At 61.8% G+C, this 17,465-nt stretch carries 17 protein-coding genes; 8 read left to right on the top strand and 9 right to left on the bottom strand.

Going from position 1 to position 17,465, the window contains the following annotated elements:
* Positions 1–2: 2 nt before the first annotated feature.
* Genes otsA through otsB form a run of 3 tightly spaced genes read right to left on the bottom strand, consistent with a single transcriptional unit; the run spans position 3 to position 4,022 of the window.
* A complete protein-coding gene (gene otsA, locus WD767_03325; protein MEX2615107.1) occupies positions 3–1,394 on the bottom strand; it encodes an alpha,alpha-trehalose-phosphate synthase (UDP-forming) in 1,392 nt (463 codons plus the stop codon).
* Positions 1,391–3,202, bottom strand: coding sequence for a glycoside hydrolase family 15 protein (locus WD767_03320; protein MEX2615106.1), 1,812 nt, complete (start codon positions 3,200–3,202; stop codon positions 1,391–1,393). The genes otsA and WD767_03320 overlap by 4 nt, the downstream gene beginning before the upstream one ends.
* Positions 3,195–4,022, bottom strand: a complete 828-nt coding sequence (otsB, locus tag WD767_03315; protein MEX2615105.1) for a trehalose-phosphatase — start codon at positions 4,020–4,022, stop codon at positions 3,195–3,197. Before otsB ends, WD767_03320 begins: the two co-directional genes overlap by 8 nt.
* Before the next feature lie 207 nt (positions 4,023–4,229).
* Between otsB and WD767_03310 the strand changes: the two genes are divergently transcribed.
* The 3 genes from WD767_03310 to WD767_03300 are packed head-to-tail and all read left to right on the top strand — an operon-like array spanning position 4,230 to position 7,226.
* Positions 4,230–5,450, top strand: a complete 1,221-nt coding sequence (locus WD767_03310) for an MFS transporter (protein ID MEX2615104.1) — start codon at positions 4,230–4,232, stop codon at positions 5,448–5,450.
* A 31-nt stretch (positions 5,451–5,481) separates the two neighbouring features.
* Entirely contained in the window at positions 5,482–6,453 is a 972-nt protein-coding gene (locus tag WD767_03305) for an NADPH:quinone oxidoreductase family protein (GenBank protein ID MEX2615103.1), read from the top strand.
* Positions 6,454–6,470: 17 nt separating this feature from the next.
* Complete coding sequence (locus WD767_03300) at positions 6,471–7,226, top strand: enoyl-CoA hydratase/isomerase family protein (protein MEX2615102.1); 756 nt, start codon at positions 6,471–6,473, stop codon at positions 7,224–7,226.
* Positions 7,227–7,229: 3 nt separating this feature from the next.
* Here WD767_03300 and WD767_03295 read toward each other — a convergent pair whose 3' ends face one another.
* The 3 genes from WD767_03295 to WD767_03285 form a co-directional block, all read right to left on the bottom strand.
* Positions 7,230–8,807, bottom strand: a complete 1,578-nt coding sequence (locus WD767_03295) for an AMP-binding protein (GenBank protein MEX2615101.1) — start codon at positions 8,805–8,807, stop codon at positions 7,230–7,232.
* A 24-nt stretch (positions 8,808–8,831) separates the two neighbouring features.
* Positions 8,832–9,998, bottom strand: coding sequence for a caspase family protein (locus tag WD767_03290; protein MEX2615100.1), 1,167 nt, complete (start codon positions 9,996–9,998; stop codon positions 8,832–8,834).
* A gap of 152 nt (positions 9,999–10,150) precedes the next feature.
* On the bottom strand, positions 10,151–10,849 hold the full coding sequence (locus tag WD767_03285; GenBank protein ID MEX2615099.1) for a dienelactone hydrolase family protein: 699 nt from the start codon (positions 10,847–10,849) through the stop codon (positions 10,151–10,153).
* A 197-nt stretch (positions 10,850–11,046) separates the two neighbouring features.
* Here WD767_03285 and WD767_03280 point away from each other — a divergent pair, with 197 nt between their 5' ends.
* The 4 genes from WD767_03280 (at position 11,047) to WD767_03265 (ending at position 13,824) form a co-directional block, all read left to right on the top strand.
* Positions 11,047–11,685, top strand: a complete 639-nt coding sequence (locus WD767_03280; GenBank protein MEX2615098.1) for a YjbE family putative metal transport protein — start codon at positions 11,047–11,049, stop codon at positions 11,683–11,685.
* A 55-nt stretch (positions 11,686–11,740) separates the two neighbouring features.
* A complete protein-coding gene (locus WD767_03275) occupies positions 11,741–13,081 on the top strand; it encodes an FAD-binding oxidoreductase (protein MEX2615097.1) in 1,341 nt (446 codons plus the stop codon).
* Between the two features lie 10 nt (positions 13,082–13,091).
* Positions 13,092–13,451: a DUF952 domain-containing protein gene (locus tag WD767_03270; protein MEX2615096.1), complete on the top strand. Its 360-nt coding sequence runs from the start codon at positions 13,092–13,094 to the stop codon at positions 13,449–13,451.
* Positions 13,452–13,569: 118 nt separating this feature from the next.
* Entirely contained in the window at positions 13,570–13,824 is a 255-nt protein-coding gene (locus WD767_03265; GenBank protein MEX2615095.1) for a Rap1a/Tai family immunity protein, read from the top strand.
* An 8-nt stretch (positions 13,825–13,832) separates the two neighbouring features.
* Here the strand turns inward: WD767_03265 and WD767_03260 are convergent, their stop codons facing one another.
* From WD767_03260 to WD767_03250, 3 genes are read right to left on the bottom strand one after another with little or no spacing between them, the layout of a single operon-like run.
* Positions 13,833–14,666: an alpha/beta hydrolase gene (locus WD767_03260; GenBank protein ID MEX2615094.1), complete on the bottom strand. Its 834-nt coding sequence runs from the start codon at positions 14,664–14,666 to the stop codon at positions 13,833–13,835.
* Between the two features lie 2 nt (positions 14,667–14,668).
* The gene (locus WD767_03255) at positions 14,669–15,454 is read right to left on the bottom strand and encodes an alpha/beta fold hydrolase (protein ID MEX2615093.1); all 786 of its coding nucleotides are present in this window, start codon (positions 15,452–15,454) and stop codon (positions 14,669–14,671) included.
* 21 nt (positions 15,455–15,475) lie between these two features.
* Positions 15,476–16,474: a TauD/TfdA family dioxygenase gene (locus WD767_03250; GenBank protein MEX2615092.1), complete on the bottom strand. Its 999-nt coding sequence runs from the start codon at positions 16,472–16,474 to the stop codon at positions 15,476–15,478.
* 138 nt (positions 16,475–16,612) lie between these two features.
* On the opposite strand from WD767_03250, the gene WD767_03245 reads away from it, so the two are divergent.
* A complete protein-coding gene (locus WD767_03245; protein MEX2615091.1) occupies positions 16,613–17,398 on the top strand; it encodes a glucose 1-dehydrogenase in 786 nt (261 codons plus the stop codon).
* Positions 17,399–17,465 lie beyond the last annotated feature (67 nt).

The raw sequence follows: 17,465 nt of genomic DNA, 5'->3' as shown, positions 1-17,465 counted from the left end.
GATCACCGCACCAACGCCCGGACGAAATTTTCGATTTCGGCAACGCAGTTCCGGTGCCAGCGGTGTACGTCGAATGAAATCAGCTGTTCCGCCATCTGCCCCCAGCGAATGCGGCGCTCCGCCACCGGCATGTGGATGGCCCGGTTCAGCGCCTGCGCCATGCCTTCGATGTCATAGGGATTGACCAACAGCGCACCTTTCATTTCCTCCGCCGCACCGGCAAAGCGTGACAGGACGAGAACCCCCGGGTCGTCAAAGGATTGCGCCGCCACGAATTCCTTGGCGACCAGGTTCATGCCATCGCGCAGCGGAGTCACAAATCCGACCCGGCTGTGCCGGTAGAAGCCCGCCAGCACCCGGCGGCTGAATCCCTTGTTCAGGTAGCGGATCGGTACCCAGTCGAATTCAGAATGCGCACCGTTGATATGTCCCGCTTCGGCTTCCAGCTCGTGGCGAATTTCCTGGTATTGCGGAACGCCTTCCCTGGAGGGCGGAGCAATCTGCATGAAGGTGACGCCGCGCTTGTGCTCTGGATAGCTTTGCAGGAACTGGTCGAACGCCTGCATCCGATGCAGCAGCCCCTTGGAATAATCCAGCCGATCGACGCCGAGGATGAGATGCCTGTCGCCGATACTGTCCATAAGGCGCCTGACGGAGGATGAATTTTCCGCCTCGTCAGCCAGCTTGATAAAATCTCCGGTATCGATCGATATCGGAAAATGTTTCACCCTTGTTTTTTTCCGACCGACATGGACCGTACCATCCGGTTCGGCCGTGCCTCCCGCTTCGCGAATGACGTAATCCAGGAACGCCAGGACATCGCCACGGGTCTGAAAGCCGATCACGTCGAATTCCAGCAGCGCCGAAACAAGTTCCCTGTGGTTCGGCAGCGCCAGCAGAATCTCGCGAGCCGGCCATGGAATATGCAGAAAAAATCCCATCTTCTGGCGGCATTTCAGTTTGCGTAGCTCCGACGCCAGCGGCAGGAAATGATAGTCATGGATCCAGACCACATCGTCCGCCTCCAGCAGGGGCGCAATCTGCTTCGCGAAGAGTTCATTGACCCTGTGATAGCCGCTGAAATTCTGGCGGGAGAATTCGGTCAGATCCAGCCGGTAATGCATCAGCGGCCAGAGGGAACGGTTTGCATAACCGTTGTAATACTCCTCGTAATCCTGCGCCGCGAGATCCAGCGTTGCATAGGTGATATTGCCCACCTTCTTGAAATGCAGCCCGTCGGGAGCGGATTCCACGGTTTCGCCGCTCCAGCCGACCCAGATACCGCCCATGCGTTCCAGCGCGGACTGTACGGCGACAGCGAGTCCCCCTGCCGACTCCTTGCGGCGGCCATCGGGAACCATCACTCGGTTGGAGACAACTATCAAACGGCTCAAAAGGCATCCTCCCAGGATTTTGACAGCCGGATCGCACAGTAGATCAGGCCGACCATTGAATAGGTTTGCGGAAAATTTCCCCAAAGCTCCCCCGTCTCGGGATCAATATCCTCCGAAAGCAGGCCCAGATGATTGCGCCGTTCCACCATATGCTCAAACAGCTGACGGGCTTCCGCCAATCGCCCGGCCGAGGCCAGCCCGTCGATATACCAGAAGGTACAGACGTTGAAGGATGTCTCGGGGACGCCGAAATCGTCCTCCTGATGGTAGCGGAAAAGGTAGTTGCCGTGCTTCAGGTTCTTTTCGATGAATGCCAGCGTGCCCGCGAATTCGGCGCTCTTGCCGTCGACGAAACCAAGTTGCGGCAGCATCAGCAGGGACGCGTCCGCCCCCTCGCCCCCGAAACTGTTGGTGAAGGCCTGAAGCGCCGGATTCCAGGCGCGCGCCATGATGCCTTCCTTGATCCAGGCGGCATGATCCGCCCAGACCCGTGCCCTGTCCGGCAGTTTCAGATGAACGGCGATCTTTGCCAGCCGGTCGCAGGCCGCCCAACACATGACACTTGAAAAAGTGTGAATCCGCACGCGGGTCCGGTATTCCCAGGGACCCGCATCCGCTTTGTCCCAGCGTAGCAACGCCTGCTCGCCGAACCGCTCAAGGCTTTCGAACAGCGTGATATCGCCCACCCGGTCCAGTCGCCGATCAAAAAAGCTCTGGGCGCTGGCGAGAATGACGCTGCCGTAGCCGTCATTCTGCACCTGCCGATAAGCATCGTTGCCGACCCGCACCGACCGCGCGCCGTCATACCCGGTCAGCCCGTCGATCACGCGCTCGGTCAGGATCTTCTCGTGCAGGATACCGAAGACCGGCTGCAGGTACCCGTCTTCCGACCCGACAATAATATTCTTGATATAGGTCAGGTAGCCCTGCATCGTACGGGTCACCCCCAGATGATTGAGCGCGCGGACGACAAAATATGAATCCCGCAGCCAGCAGAACCGATAATCCCAGTTCCGGTGCGACCGGTCGAATTCCGGTACCGATGTGGTTGCGGCGGCGATAATCGCGCCGGTTTCCTCGAAACTGCTCAGCTTGAGGGTAATCGCCGAACGGATGACGACGTCCTGCCATTCAAAGGGAATTGCCAGGTAACGGCACCATTCTGTCCAGTAATACTGCGTACGCTCCAGGAAGTTGCGATAGGTGCCGGCGACCGACTCCTCCAGGCTTTCATCCGCGCCGAAGAACATTGTCACCGTGTCTTCCAGGATGAACGGCTTTTCCAATTCTATGTAGGTGACGGCGCAGTCCGTGGTCAGGCGGCAGGTCTGCTCCGGCGAGCGATAGCGAATGTGATTGCTGCCGCGCGTAATCGTCGGCGCGGTCTGGGCATAATCAAATGTGGGACGCAGCCGGATCGTGATCTGCGGCGTCCCGCTGAGCGGCGCAATCTGGCGGGCCAGCATGTGCGGCCGGAAGGTGCGGCCGTACTGTTTGAAGCGCGGGGCGAAATCAGTAATCTGTATACTCCCGCCATGATCGTCCCAGAGCGTCGTCTCCAGGATCGCCGTGTTCGGCAGGTAGCGCTGTTCGGCGCGCGCGAAATGGGACAGTTGCACGTCCCAGAATCCCGTATCCCGGGCGTGCTGCCGGTTGACCAGAGCGCTGAATACGGGGTCGCTGTCGAAACGCGGCAGACAGCACCAGACATGGCGCCCTCGGTCGTCGATCAACGACGAGAAGGTGCAGTTCCCGATTACCCCTAGATTCAAGCCGCGCCAGTCGCCCTGTATTGCCGATTCAGCCATCGAGACGTCTGTCCTTACGTTCCAGTTTCACTCTCAGTGCGCGCAACCATGCGTGCACCGCATCGACACCTTCAAGCCGGCCCAGGGCGGCGGTATCCGGATCGCGACCCACGAATACGCCGAACCCGCCGAGTTTCTGCACAGCGGCGAACCCATATTCATCGGTCGTATCGTCGCCCAGGAAAACCGGGATACGGCCGGCAAAGGGATATTCGAGCATGAAAGCGCGGATCGCGGTTCCCTTGTCCGCCCCCTCGGGCTTGATTTCGAAGACCATCTTGCCATGCAGAACCGTATAACCGCCCCGTGCCAAAAGGCAGGTGTCGATAAAGCCCCGGATATCGTCCTCCATTTCCGGAACCGCACGATAGTGCAGCGCGACCGTCCGGGCCTTGTCTTCGAGCAGCAGGCCGGGCCGTTTCTGCGCAAAACCGGCCAGATCGGACCGCAAGCCGTTGAGCGACTCCTGTGAACCGGTCGTTTCGACGCGCCCCTTATATGTCCGCCGCACCAGGCCATGCACCGCCCCAACCGGAAACGAAAGCCCCGCGAACAGGGAATCAGCATCGTCAAGCGTCCGGCCGGTAATAAGCGCCAACGCACCGTTGAGGCTTGCCGCCAGGCTTTTCAGGCAGCCCAGGAGATCGGGCGGAACGCGCACCAGTTCCGGCCGTTCGGCGATTTCCAGCAGCGTACCGTCTATATCGAGAAACAAGGCAAGCTTGTCCGGATCATCCGGCAGCGACAGCGTTTGCGTGGAAGATTCGCCGCCCGGCTTTTCCCGTGCGTCAATCCGTGGCCTGTCGTTGCGTGGTATCATCAGAAGGCGATTTCCCCGATCCGGTTTTCAAATGACGTCTGTTCGCGCACAAAATGTCATGCTTATTCCTGTAAATCCAGCCATTTAGGAATTCTCCCATTTCGCGGCAGATAGTCTTGGCGCGCGGCCTTATCGGCTACTAAGGTTCCTGTCTGCGTCTTGCCGCCGCATCGGGTCCCCGATGCCGTTTCATCCAAGGACACCGCAATGCTGGCCGCCTTCAGAGTCAGAAGTTTCCGCTTCCAGTGGCCGGCCGACCTGCTTACCTCCTGGGCGTTCGAAATGGAGACGCTCATCCTTGGCTGGTATGTGCTGGTCGAAACCGATTCCGTCGTGTCGCTGGCCCTGGTCGGATCGCTACATTTCCTTGGCACGCTGATTGCACCCCTGTTCGGCGTCGCCGGCGACCGGATGGGCCGCCGCGCCGTGATGTGCATGATGCGGGCGACCTACGCCGCCCTCGCCGTGGCCATGATGATTTTCGGACTGACGGATACCCTGACCCCCAACCATGTCTTCGCCATTGCGTTGCTGTCGGGCCTGGTGCGCCCGTCCGACATCTCCATGCGCAGCGCGCTTATCGGTGACACGATGCCCCCGGCCGGGCTGACCAACGCGATGGGCCTGTCCCGCACGACGCAGGATTCCGCGCGCGTCCTTGGCTCGCTGGCCGGCGCCGGGTTGCTGTCCACCCTTGGCATCGGGCCATCCTATGTCGCCATTGCGGCCCTTTACGCGATCAGCTTCGCCTTCACCTTCGGCGTGTCGCGGCACCGCCCCGGCGCCGACAACGGCCCGGACGGTGCGCCGCCCCCGCCGCCTGCCTCGCCCTGGCGCAACCTGCTGGATGGGCTGGTCTACTGCTGGCGGACGCCAAAGGTGCTGGCGCTGATGTGGCTGGCCTTCCTGGTCAACCTGTGCGGCTATCCAATCACGCATGGGCTTCTGGGTTATGTCGCGCGGGATATCTATCACCTTGATGAGAACGGGTTCGGCCGGCTTGTCGCGTTTTTCGCCGTCGGCGCCCTTTCCGGATCGTTGATGATGGCATGGCTGGGAACGCCGCGCCGCCCGGAACGTTTTACCCTGCTGAATATCTTCCTGTGGTTCGCCCTCATCATCGTCTTCGGCTTCATTACGGACGAGTTGATCGGCAGCGTAGTCCTGCTCCTGATCGGCATCGCCCAGGGCATTTCGATGATTTCGCTGGCGGTCAGCCTGCTGACCACCGTCGCCCCGCATTTCCGGGGCTGTATAATGGGGGTACGGATGCTTGTCGTTTACGGCCTGCCGGTCGGGCTGATGGCATCGGGCAGCATTATCGAGGCCTTCGGCTTCGCGGTGACCCTGACGATCTATGGCCTTATCGGCATCGGGCTGAGTATGCTGGTCGGCATCTATTACAGGACGTCGCTCTGGAACCATTGAGGCGTCCGGCGACCAACACGGAGACGGAACATTGCGCGCCATCATATGCAAGGAATGGGGATCGGTTGACGACCTGACAATGGAAGACGTGCCGCCGCCGGTGCCGGCGGACGACGAAATCCTGATCGAGGTCAAGGCGACGTCCGCCAATTTCGCCGATTCCCTCATGATCGCCGGCAAGTACCAGACCAGGCCGGACCTTCCGTTCAGCCCCGGGCTGGAGGCATCCGGAATCGTACTGGCCTGCGGCAACACGGTCACAAACTGCAAGCCCGGCGACCGGGTGATGGCGATGCTGGCCTATGGCGGCTACGCGGAACAGGCGGTTGCCAAGACCACCGACACTTTCGTCATTCCCGACGCCATGTCGTTCGAGGACGCCGCGACCTTCCCGGTCGCCTATTTGTCCAGCCATGTGGCGATCCGCTGGGAAGGACGGTTGCAGCTAGGGGAAACGCTACTCGTGCTGGGCGCCGCCGGCGGTGTCGGGTTGACCGCTGTGGAAATCGGCAAGGCGATGGGCGCCCGTGTCATCGCCGCCGCCAGTTCGGCGGAAAAACTGGCCGCGGCGGCGGCTCACGGGGCGGATGACGGGATCAATTATCGCGAGGATTCGCTGAAGGACCGTGTCATGGCGCTGACCGGCGGCAAGGGCGTCGATGTCTGTTTCGATCCCGTCGGCGGCGACCTTTTCGATTCCGCGCTGTCCTCGCTCGGCTGGGGCGGCCGTATCCTGCTCGTCGGCTTTGTCGGCGGCATCCCGCAGATCCCCGCCAACCGCCTGCTGGTGAAGAACCGCGCCGCCCTTGGCAGTTCCCTGCGCCACTTCCGCTGGCACCAGCCGGACAAGCTGCGCCAGAGCGTCGAGGAACTGTTCCGCTGGTACAAGGAAGACAGGCTGCATCCGCTGATCACCCATCGCCTGCCGCTGGAAAGGACCGTCGACGCCATCAAGCTGCTGACCGGCCGCCAGGCCTTCGGCAAGGTCGTCGTCACTCCATAATCCGGCGGACATGATCCATGGAAATCCGACTGACCGAGCATGGCGAGCGTATCGCCATCATCACCATCGACAATCAGCCGCGCCGCAATGCGATGACGCGGGAAATGATCGCCGACCTGGCCCGGCTGTGGGACCGGCTGGAAACCTCCCCCCATCGCTGCATCGTCATCACCGGGGCTGGCGACCGCGCCTTCAGCTCCGGCGCTGACCTGGGCGGCGATCTCAGCGCGTCGCCGGAACTGGCGCGGATAATCAACCGCGGATTGCTGAAGACCCACCCCTACCCGAAACCCATCGTCGCAGCGGTGAACGGCGACTGCGTCGCCGGCGGGCTGGAGCTGCTGCTGTCGACCGATATCCGCGCTGCGGTTCCCAATGCCCGCTTCGGGCTGCCCGAGGTGAAATGGTCGATCTATCCTTTTGGCGGATCGACGACGAAGCTGACCCGGCAGATCGGCCATGTTCATGCCATGGACCTGTTGCTGACCGCCGAGTTGATCTCCGCCGAAAAAGCTGCGGCACTCGGACTGGTCAATTGCGTCGTCACGGCAGATAAATTGATGGACTGGGCCATCGCCAAGGCGGAAACGATCGCTGCCAACAGTCCGTCCGCCGTTCAGGCGGTGAAACGACAGATCAGTGCTACCATTGCCGGTCATGTCATGTCGCGCGAGGCAATGGACCAGGAACTTGGCGACAGCGTCCGCGGCGGTCCGCATTTCGACGAAGGCGTGAAAGCCTTCCTGGAGAAGCGACGGCCGGAATACGAATAACCGTCAACCGTCCCGAAAAAAATCCGCCAGCCGGTTTTTCTGCAGCTTGCCGGTCGAGGTCAGCGGCAGGTCCCCCGCCGCCACGAAGCGGTAGTGCCGCGGCACCTTGTAGGCGGCAAGCGACTCGCGGCAGAAGGCGATCAGCGCCTCGGGTTCCAGAATCGCGCCCTTAGCCGGCACTATGACCGCCGCCACCGCCTCGTCGAGTCGCATGTCGGGAATACCGGTGACCCAGGCCTGGTCGATGCCCTGATAGCGGACCAGCACCTTTTCCACTTCCGCCGGCGCAACGTTGATCCCGCCGGTCTTCACCAGTTCCTTCAGCCGCCCGTGAAAGGTCAGATATCCGTCGTCGTCCAGAACGCCCAGGTCGCCGCTGTGCAGCCAGCCTTCCGCATCGAAAACCTCCGACGTCCGTACCGGATCGTTCAGGTAGCCCGGCGTCACATTGCCCCGGATCATGATTTCGCCGCGCGCGCCCGCCGGCAGGACCGCCCCGGTTTCCGGGTCGACGATCCGGATTTCCTGCCCTGCCAGCGCCCTGCCCGAACAGCGCAGGCGACGCTCCAGCGGATCCCGGCAATCGATGACCGCCGAATTGCCATAGGCCTCGGTCAGCCCGTAAACATTGCAGATTTCATACACGCCCAGATCGACGATCCGCTGGATCTGCTCCGGCGTACCGATGGTGGCGCCCGTCCGCAGGGAGCCGAGGTTGCGCGACGCCCGGTCCGGATGCGCCGTCATCGCCAGCGCCATGTTCGGCAACCCGTAGAATACCGTGCAGCGCTCCTGCTCGATCAGGCGCAGCGCGTCGCCCGCATCGAAGTGATGCTGCAACACGACCGTGCCGCCATGGGTCATCACCGTGAACAGGGCGTTGACGCAGGAGAACGACCAGAACATGGAAACCGCCAGCCACAGACGGTCCTCCGGCGAAAGATGCATGCGCTCGCCGATCGACCACATATTGTCGATCAGTCCGCGATGCAGCAGAGGCACACCCTTGGGTATCGAAGTCGAGCCCGAAGTATAAAGGATGCAGGCGATATCGTCGGCTGACGCCGTGTTCGCCGCCAGGTCGCCATCCGTGACCGTCTTCCCCATATCCGGCAGCGACGCGAAGGGAATACGGTTTTCCGCAACGGCACCGTCCACCGTGACGATCCCGCCGAGGCACGCGATTTCGCCATCCGCCGCCCGTATCCCCGCCAGCACATCGTCCAGCGCCTTGTACCGCAGGCGGTCCTCCGCGACCAGCAGTTCGACGTCGGCGTCGCGCATCTGGTAGGCCAGTTCCGACGGCGTGGCCCAGGTGTTCAGGGCGACGGCTTCGACACCCAGCGACATCGCGGCGAAATAGGCGACCAGCCATTCATGGCGGTTGTCCATCAGGATCGCCATGCGGCCGCCGCGCCGCATGCCCAAGGCGTACAGCCCTTTCGAATGGCGCCTGACGGCACCCGCGAAGGCGGCGTAGCTCAGCCGGATATCGCCGTCGACGATGAATTCCCGGTCCGGATAGCGGGCCGCCATTTCCGACAGCAGGGCCGGCGCGGTTCGGCTGGCAGGTTTTTCCATTTTTGTTATCCGTACGCTTGGTGTCTATCGATTGCGGACGAACATAAAATCGCCCCCTTCATGACCGGCAAACCGGATATCCGAATATTGCGGCGTCTGTTGCGCGTTCAGCATGACGGAACGCCGGACATGCTCGAACAGTTGGGTCCCGTCAAGCACATCGCCATTGTCCCGCAACGCTTTCAGGAATTGTGCGGCGAAGACCGAATGGTTACCGCCGCCCGCATCCACCACAGGTTCCAGCCCCCCCGATGACAGTACGACCCGGGTGCGTTTTTCGATCATCCGGGCCAGGTAGGACGAATTCTGTTCCGGTACGGCAATCGAGCGGGTCAGTGTTCCGGAAAAGCAACTATCTACGACGACCATGACATGCTTCGCCAGCAGCGCCTGCAGGGTATCCGTCACGCTGGCATTGGAAAGCCATCGTGATCGCCGGTCTTCTTCCGCGTCGGCGGGCAACCAGTATCCCCGGCCGGACTGCCGGTCCAGCCAGCCATGCCCCCCATAATAGATCAGCAGGTTGTCATCCTCCGTGAGCGTATCGCGGAGCCGGTCGAATTCGTCGATAATATCATCCCGCTCCGGATTTTCCATCAGCCGCACGGTGTAGCCATAGTCCTCCCGCAGAACCTTCGCCACCGCCCTGGCATCCGTCAGCGCCGTCTTGAGTTTCGGAAGCGCCTTGTAGTCATTGATGCCAATGACCAACGCGTGATAGCGGCCCCAGCTGATATTTGCGCTTTTCGGTACTGGCGATGCCCTGCCCCCCGCCAGCGTGTCAGGGTGGCGGACGAGGCTGGCGCGCTCCGACTCCGGACTGGAGCCGGATGCGGCGGTCTCGGGCGCCACATCAAGACGAGAGACAACGTCCGGGTCCCGCAACTTCATCGGGATCGCCCGGCTGCCGAGAAACAGCGCATTGCCTTCCTGGAAGATTGTAAAACATGTCTTTTTCCGTTCCAGCCCTTCCCAACCAGCGCTATGGCGCGCTTCGTTCCGGCAGATAGCGTTTTCGCTGATCTTCCATCGGCCTCCGGCACTGTGTCCGCCTTGCGTTTCGGCACGCCATTGCAACCCGTCGGAAAATGTAAACGTCACATCTCCCTTGGGGCCGGCAATGGAAAACACCAGCCCGCCCTGGAACAAGGCCTCCAGCGCTGCCGATCCAAGCAGCGTTTTCTCCGCCATCGCGTGACCGCCGGAAAGCATGAAAAATGTCGCAGTAACAAATCCGTACAGACATGTCCTGACCATTATTCTCACCGCAATTCGCCGAACCGGTATTACCGGCGCATATGGTTTCCTAATACGCTGCCCGTGCGAATGCCGCCGATTCGCACTCAGCCCAGCTCTTTTGCCAGAAAGGCCAGCGTCCGCTCCCGCGCGACATGGGCGCATTCTTCATGGAACGGCGGATAACCGAACCGGTTGAACCCGTGATCCGCGCCTTCGTATTCATGGATTACCACATTCGGCTTGCCGTCCAGGTGCGTATGGATATCGCGCAGCATGTCCGGCGGGATCCGCGTATCCAGCGAACCGAAATGCAGCATCAGCGGCCCGGTGATGCTGTCCGCCTCGTCATAATGGTTGTTCAACTGCACCGAATAATAGCCCACGCCCGCATCCAGCACCTTGCGGGCCATGCCCAGATAAACGAGCTTGCCGCCAAGACAGAACCCGACCGACCCGACCCGGCCGGTGCAGTTGTCCTGCGCGCGCAGCCAGTCGACACAGCAGCCCAGATCCGCCATCGATTTGTCCAGATCCAGGGCAAATCCCATCGCGCGCCCCTGCTCCTGCCCCTCGGGCGTGTAGTCCAGATAGGTGCCCGGCGCTTCCCGCCAGTAGATATCCGGCGCAATACAGACATAGCCGTCCTCGGCGTAGCCATCGGCGACCGCCCGTACCCAGTGATTGGAATTATAGATTTCCGGGAGGATAACCAGTCCCGGCCCCTTGCCGCCGGCAGGCGCGGCCATATAGGCCTCGAACTGTCCCCCGTCCCGCGAATCGATCCGCACCATATCGCCAATCATGTCGCTATTTCCCCCTTGTGTGTCGTATCTCATCCGCCATATATGCCTCAATTAGGCTGATACGGCCCTTCCTGATTGCGTCGGCCTCGAAAAAAATTTACATGCTCCGCGCTGAGAATAGAATATTAACCGCTATCAGATAGACGATAGGCTGAACGGCCTGTCCGTTCCACGAGAACTGGAAGTGCCGGGTTAAAATGACGATTGACGCATTGCTGGACATTTTACTTACCTTCGATTTCAAAGCGTTCACGGCAATTGTTTTCATTGATCTGGTCATGTCCGGCGACAATGCCATCATCATTGGAATGGCCGCCGCCGGCCTGCCGCCGGAATTGCGCCGGCGGGCCATTTTCTTCGGCATCGTCGCCGCCACGGTCCTGCGTATCTTTTTCTCGGCCATTACCTATCAGCTTCTGAGCATCATCGGCCTGACGCTCGCCGGCGGGTTGCTGCTGCTCTGGGTCGCCTACAAGATGTGGCAGGAACTCCGGAGCCAGATCAAAGCGGAGAAGGCGACGGAAGTCGATGTAACAGCCGCCCCCAAGACGATCCGCAGCGCCATGGTCAGCATTATCGTCGCCGACGTTACCATGTCGCTCGACAATGTCCTTGCCGTGGCCGGTGCGGCGCATGGAGCGCCTGGCATGATGGTTTTCGGCCTGGTTCTCTCGGTGGCGCTGATGGCCTTCGCCGCTAATTACATTGCCGTCATGCTCGAAAAACACCGCTGGCTCGCCTATACCGGTCTTGCGGTGGTTACCTATGTTGCGGTGGAGATGATCTGGCGCGGGTCGAACGAGGTTTACGGCGCAACGGCCGGCGTGCTTTTCTAAAGACGCGATTTCCGGCAGAATCAGCGCCAGATCAGTAACCGTCAGGGATTCGGCCATGCCCATGATAACCGACCAGTCGCCTGTTGCCTTCGCGGACCAGTTGCCCGACGCGGTCGATGTCCTGGTCATCGGCGCGGGCATCGCCGGCACCGCGACGGCATTCTTTCTGGCCGAGCGCGGCGTGAAGGTGTTGCTCTGCGACAAGGGCCGCGTCGCCGGCGAGCAGTCGAGCCGTAACTGGGGCTGGATTCGCCAACAGGGACGCGACTGGGCCGAACTGCCGATCATGATGGAATCCAACCGGATCTGGCGAAGTCTGGCGGAAAAAACCGGCGAGCCGGGTTTGGCCTTCACCCAAAGCGGCAGCATCCACCTCGTGGACAGTGACGCCGGCCTCAAGAAACTTGAAGCCTTCCATGACATCGCGAAAAAACACCAGCTGGATACCAGGATGCTGTCCGCGGCGGAAGTCCGGGAACGGTTTCCCAATATCGGCGGCAACTGGGTCGGCGGACAGGTCACCGAAAGCGATGGCCGCGGCGAGCCCTTCGTCGCCATCCCGGCGCTGGCGCGCGCCGCCCGGCGGCTGGGCGTCAGTATCGTCGAAGGCTGCGCCGTCCGCACCCTGGACATGGAAGGCGGCCGAGTCACGGGCGCCATGACGGAAAAGGGCCGCGTGCGCTGCAGCCAGGTCGTGCTGGCCGGCGGCGCCTGGTCGACCCATTTTGCCGCCAATGCCGGAGTCGACCTGCCGCAGCTTGCGGTGCGGTCCACCGTAGCGCGGACGGAACCCGGCCCGGAACTGTATTCGGGGAATTTCCGGACGCCCGGCTTCGCTCTGCGCCGCCGCACCGATGGCGGCTATACGATCACCAGCGGCGATCTGGCGGAACATTTTCTTTCATCCAATTCATTCAAATATTTTTCCAAATATCTGAAACTTCTGAAAATTTCCGCAAACGACGTCCGTATAAAGCCGGGTGCGCCAAAGGGCTATCCCGGCGCCTGGGGCGCACCCCGCCGCTGGACCGCCGATGAGGTCAGTCCGTTCGAGCGGATGCGGGTGCTGAACCCGGAACCTTCGCCCACGGTGCTGAAGCGGATAAAGACCCGTCTGCCGATCCGGTTCCCGGAACTGAAACACCTCAAAATCGCGGAAGCCTGGGCCGGAATGATCGACGTGACCCCGGACGCCGTACCGACGCTTGGCGAAGACGCCACGGTGAAGGGCCTGTTCATCGCGACCGGGTTGAGCGGTCATGGCTTCGGCATCGGCCCCGCGGTCGGCAGGATCATGGCGGATCTCGTTACCGGGCGGGATCCGGGACACGACCTGACCCGGTTCCGGGTCCAGCGGTTCTTCGACGGCAGCCCGATCGAGCCGGGCCCGTACTGAGGGACAGGGTATGACCAATACCATTATCTACAAAATCTGCACGGCGGCGGAATGGGCGGACGCGGCGCGAACCGGCGCGTTTACCGGCAGCGCTGTGGATATACAGGACGGCTTTATCCATTTCTCAACCGCCGGTCAAGTCGCGGAAACCGCCCGTCGCCATTTCGCGGGACAGTCGGACCTTGTCCTTGTCACGGTCGATACCGGAAAACTGAATACCCCCCTGATATGGGAGGAATCGCGTGGCGGCGCGCTGTTTCCCCATCTGTACGGGGTGCTTCCGGTCACGGCCGCGGTTGATGTCACGCCCCTGCCATGGAACGATGGCGTTCATACATTCCCCACCGGGCTGGCTGACGCCGGGCGCTGACAGCGCCACGGCAAGGAAACGGAGTAAAGCAATTCCCATTTTCAGGATACTGGCACTGTCCATTTTGCTTCTGGTCGTGGCAACGGGCGCGGAAGCCAGGGCAGAGGTGCAGAAAGGCATGCATATTTATTCCGCCTGCCGGGGCGTGAACGTTCATTTTTGCCAGGGTTATATCGCCGCCATTGCCGATGAAATGAATGGCGGAATCGAATTCAGACGGTATCGCGCCTGTATTCCCGAAGAGATCACGATCCTGCAATTGCGGTTGGTTGTCTCAAAATGGATGAGCGAGCATCAGCAATACCGGCATGACCCCGCCGCCGGGCTCGTTGCCGAAGCATTGGCGGCCGCTTTTCCCTGCTCATTTCGGTAACAGGTTGTTCAATTCTCCACCCGTGACAGGAAGCCGAGCATGGCGCCGTTGAAGGCCGCCGGCTGTTCCCAATAGGCCGAATGCCCGGCGCCGGGAATGATCACGGTTTCCTGCCTCGGAATGCGTTCAGCCAGCATTCCGAGAACCGCCGGCGGCGTATACAGATCCGCATCGCCGGTCAGCATCAGAACGGGCATCGGCAGATTTTCCAGCGTGCGCCAGGTAATCTTCGTCGCTGTGGGCTGCCGGCTCACCGGCGCCCCATGAAGCGCCTTGTGCTCCAGATCTAGCCAGCCCCGGACACCTTCCGGATTGGCCGCCCGGTAGGAAGGCCCCAGTTCGCGGAATTCCGGCGGCAGCCGGTCGAAGCCGTCGGGCCGCAGCCCTTTCGACATCGCCTCGTAATCACTGTCCGTCACGCCGACCAGCGTGCAGGCCAATAGGAGGCTGCGCAGCCGTTCCGGCCAGGCCTGCGCGAAATCAGTGGCGACAATGCCCCCCATTGCGGTGCCGAGCAGATGAAACCGGTCGAGTTCCAGTTGATCGGCCAGCGTCTTCAGGTCGCCCGCCCCCGTTCCCCGGTCCCTCAAGGGGCCCGATTCCGATCCGTAATGGCCGCGCCGCGAATAGCCGATCACCCGGTATCCGGCGGCGGCAAGCACCGGCTGCTGATAACCCCAGACAAGCCCGCTGCCGGTGCTTGAGTGGCCCAGCACGACGGGAGCCCCGTCGCCGCCCGTGTCCCAGTACCAGAGCTTCGCCCCTTGGGCGTCGACGAATCCTTCCGTAACAGGTATCGGCGGCGGCATTGGCGCCGGCGTGAAATCCGGGATATCCGCCATGATCAGGCACTCAGGAACGGCAGGACGGTATCGAGGAACAGTTCCGGCGTCTGGACATGCATGAAATGCCCGGTATCCCGTTCCTGATAGACCGCACCCGGTATCGCCGCCGCAACCGGTTCGATGACCGATGGCGGCAGGATCGAGTCTTTCGCGCCGCCAATCACCAGCGTGGGACAGGCAATACGGTGCAGGTCAGGCTGTAAATTCATTTCCGCCAGCATCCGGTTGATTGCAGCGAAGCCATTTGGATCGTTGGTCAGCCAGCGCTGCCAGTAGGCCGGAAATCGGACGACGGCGCGGCGGATATCTTCCGGGAAAGAGCGGTTAAGACTGACATCCACGACGGCGCGCATGCCTTCCTTTTCCACCAGTTCCGCGCGGGATAGCAGCCGTTCCCGCAGTTCCGCCGTTGGACGACCAATGGCTGGACTGGTTACCGCCAGGCGGCGGACACGTTCCGGATGTGCAATGGCGTAACCCAAGCCGATGCCACCGCCAAGCGCGATGCCGACAACATGGCAGGGTCCGTCGATCCCCAGCGCATCGAGCAGCGCGACAAGGTCCGCGTTCAGGGTGTTGATGGAAAGCGATCCCCGGGTTTTTTCCGACATGCCAAACCCGCGCTGGTCATAGCGCAGCACCCGGAACCGGTCCTGGAACGCCGGCAGGGTCACGTCCCAGCTTTCGAGCGACCCGCCCAGTTCGTGGATCAGCACTACCGTTTCCTTCCCGGCGCCGCTGACCTCACAGCGCAGGCTCGCGCCATTCGCTTCCACCCATTGCATGTATTGTTTTCCTTAAGAAATTCAGGTCTGAACGCCGCCGCGCAATCCGCCGGCATCGACATTGCCCCAGAGCACCGCATGGCTTTGCGGCAGCGGGCGGCTGTTCGGCATCGACAGCCACAGCCGATACAACAACCTTTCCTCGCCCGATCCCGCATCATCGGTAAACGGGGTCCGGCCGTGATAGACGATATGGTTGTTGAGGAACTGGATATCGCCTGGCGCCAGCGGCATTTCGAAGCAGAGTTCCTCGGCGACATCGATCAGCATGTCGAGCGCTTCCCGCTGCCGGTCGGTCAGCGGCGGCACCCCCGGCAGGGTCTGCGCCTGCTCGATATAGGTCCGCGAATAATGGCTGGTGAAATAACCGTCCCGCATCCCGAATACAGACAGCGGATAGCTGCCCGTCACCGCGCCGACCTCGTCGCCCGGGGAGTAACGCTGGAAATCCTCGAACAGCGTATCGACCAGGTCCGGGCGGCGGTCGAGCATCGTGTCGTGGATCGCCGTCGCGCTGACGATGCGGCTGATTCCCCCGTTATGCGCCTGCCGGACACAGAGCAGCGCCACCACATCGGCCCGGTCGTTATGCCAGGGCAATCCTTCCGCCGAATCGACGCGTTTGCCGCCGTTACGGCTGTTGTCGCGTATGTCGCGCATCAGGCCGCGACCGCCATTCTGCGGCACCGGCGTGCCGAGATGCGATCCGATGGCGAAATACAGCGCGCGCAGTTCCGCTTCCGAATAGCGATCCACCGGCAGCCCCGTCAGCTTCATCACGCCGCAGCCGTCCTCCAGCTCGTCCGCGATATCCCGCAGTTCCGCACCAAGCTCCGGCAGTGGAAAATCGGCGGCGGTCAGCGTCTCCCACGGACGGCCCCTCGCACCGGGCAGCGCCGCATCGATTTCCGCGATGGCCGAAGGCGACAGCGGATGAATCCAGTGCGTCGATGCTGCGAGGTCAGATCCGCGCCATGTCGCGGCGCCGCCAATCGGTTTTCTCGATCCGGTATCCGGCATTTTCCTGACCCTCAAAATCGTCACCTGACCGGATAGTAGCGAATCCGGCCTCTCCATCCAACTCCTGCGCATTGCCGCTTCGAATTTCAGCCGGCACGGCGTAACCTGTCCGGGAACAGGAAAATCAGGAGGATCGTCATGAGCGGGCTGAAGGACGGGCTAAGGGGCAAGGTTGCGGTCATTACCGGCGCGTCGACGCCGAAAGGCATCGGACTCGCCATCGCCCGGCGCTTCGCAGCGGAGGGGGCATCGCTTTTCCTCGTTGCCGAAGGCACGCCGGAACAGTTGCAGGCGGCTGCGACGGAATGCCGGGAACTGGCGCAGGCGGGGGCGAGCGTGGCATACGGGCAGTTTGACCTCGGCCAGCCGGACCAGCCCGAAGCCATGACCGCCGCGGCGCTGGACGCCTTCGGCAGGATCGACGTGCTGGTGAACAACGCGGGCATCCGCGACAACAAGGATTTCGGCACGTTTTCCCGCGCGGAATTCGACCGCATTGTCTCCGTCAACCTGACCGCCGCATTCTTCGCCAGCCAGGCGGTATTACCGGCAATGCGCAAACAGGGCGGTGGCCGTATCATCCATATCGCCAGCCAGATGGGGCATGTCGCCGCCGACAAGCGCGCCGTCTATGGACTGACCAAGGCGGCGCTGATCCACCTGACCAAATCGATGGCCTTTGAACTGGGCCCGGAAGGCATCATCGTCAACGCGATCAGCCCCGGCCCGATCCGCACCCAGCCGATCCTGGACCGCATCGCCGCCGATCCGAATTACGAAGCCGGACGCAAGCAGTATGTCCGCGCCGGCCGGCTGGGCGAAGCGACCGAGATCGCCGAACTGGCCTATTTCATGGCCGCGACCGACGCGACCTATTTGCAGGGCACCGATATCGTGATCGACGGCGGGTACATCACTCATTAGTGCACATCAGATTTAACAGGCTGCGGAAAAACCCTTCCCAGCGTCGCGCGGTCGTGATTCAATTCTC

The organism is Alphaproteobacteria bacterium (assembly GCA_040905865.1).
Lineage (GTDB): Bacteria > Pseudomonadota > Alphaproteobacteria > UBA8366.
The sequence above is the reverse complement of the archived record's forward strand: the minus strand, read 5'-3'. Positions and strand labels throughout refer to the sequence as shown.